We start from the raw sequence: 1,207 nt of genomic DNA, 5'->3' as shown, positions 1-1,207 counted from the left end.
CAAGGTCCTGATCGCCAATCGTGGCGAGATTGCTGTCCGTGTCGCTCGTGCCTGCAAGGATGCCGGGATCGGGTCGGTGGCCGTGTATGCCGAGCCCGACCGGGACGCGCTGCACGTCAAGGTGGCCGATGAGGCCTACGCCCTGGGCGGCAGCACCCCGGGCGAGTCCTACCTGGTGCAGGACAAGCTGCTGGAGATCGCGAAGCAGGCCGGCGCCGACGGTGTGCACCCCGGATACGGCTTCCTGTCCGAGAATGCGCAGTTCGCGCAGGCGGTGCTGGATGCCGGACTGATCTGGATCGGCCCGCCCCCGGCGGCGATCGACTCGCTCGGCGACAAGGTCAAGGCCCGCCACATCGCCACCAAGGCCGGCGCACCACTGGTGCCGGGCACCAAGGAACCGGTCGGCGGGTCCGACGAGGTGCTGGAATTCGCCACGGAGCACGGCCTGCCGGTCGCGATCAAGGCGGCCTACGGCGGCGGCGGCCGCGGCCTGAAGGTCGCCCGCACGATGGAGGAGATCCCCGAGCTGTACGACTCGGCGGTCCGCGAGGCGGTCACGGCGTTCGGGCGCGGCGAGTGCTTCGTCGAGCGGTTCTTGGACAAGCCACGGCACGTGGAGACCCAGTGCGTCGCCGACCAGCACGGCACCGTCGTGGTCATCTCGACCCGCGACTGCTCCCTGCAGCGGCGCAACCAGAAGCTCGTCGAGGAGGCGCCGGCGCCGTTCCTGACCGACGAGCAGCACGCCGAGCTGCTGCGGGCGTCCAAGGCGATCCTGGCCGAGGCGGGGTATGTCGGGGCGGGCACCTGCGAGTTCCTGATCGGCCAGGACGGGGTCATCTCCTTCCTGGAGGTCAACACCCGCCTGCAGGTCGAGCACCCGGTCTCCGAGGAGGTCACCGGCATCGACCTGGTCCGCGAGCAGTTCCGCATCGCCCAGGGCGAACCGTTGGGCTACACCGACCCGGTCCCGCACGCGCACTCCATCGAGTTCCGCCTCAACGGCGAGGACCCGGGCCGGGGTTTCCTGCCCGCGCCCGGCACCGTGACCTGCTTCCGGGCCCCGTCCGGCCCCGGCGTCCGCGTCGACTCCGGCGTCGTGGAGGGCGACGTCATCGGCGGCGCGTTCGACTCCCTGCTCGGCAAGCTCATCATCACCGGCCACACCCGCCAGGAAGCCCTCGAACGGGCCCGCCGCGCGTTG

At 71.1% G+C, this 1,207-nt stretch carries 1 protein-coding gene; it reads left to right on the top strand.

Annotated elements, in window-relative coordinates; all coding sequences use genetic code 11:
- Window positions 1-1,207 (top strand): acetyl-CoA carboxylase biotin carboxylase subunit (locus FGL98_RS25100; RefSeq protein WP_146321616.1); only part of this gene is annotated, 1,207 nt, incomplete at both ends.

It is taken from the genome of Leekyejoonella antrihumi, from assembly GCF_007845645.1.
GTDB lineage: Bacteria > Actinomycetota > Actinomycetes > Actinomycetales > Dermatophilaceae > Leekyejoonella > Leekyejoonella antrihumi.
The sequence above is the reverse complement of the archived record's forward strand: the minus strand, read 5'-3'. Positions and strand labels throughout refer to the sequence as shown.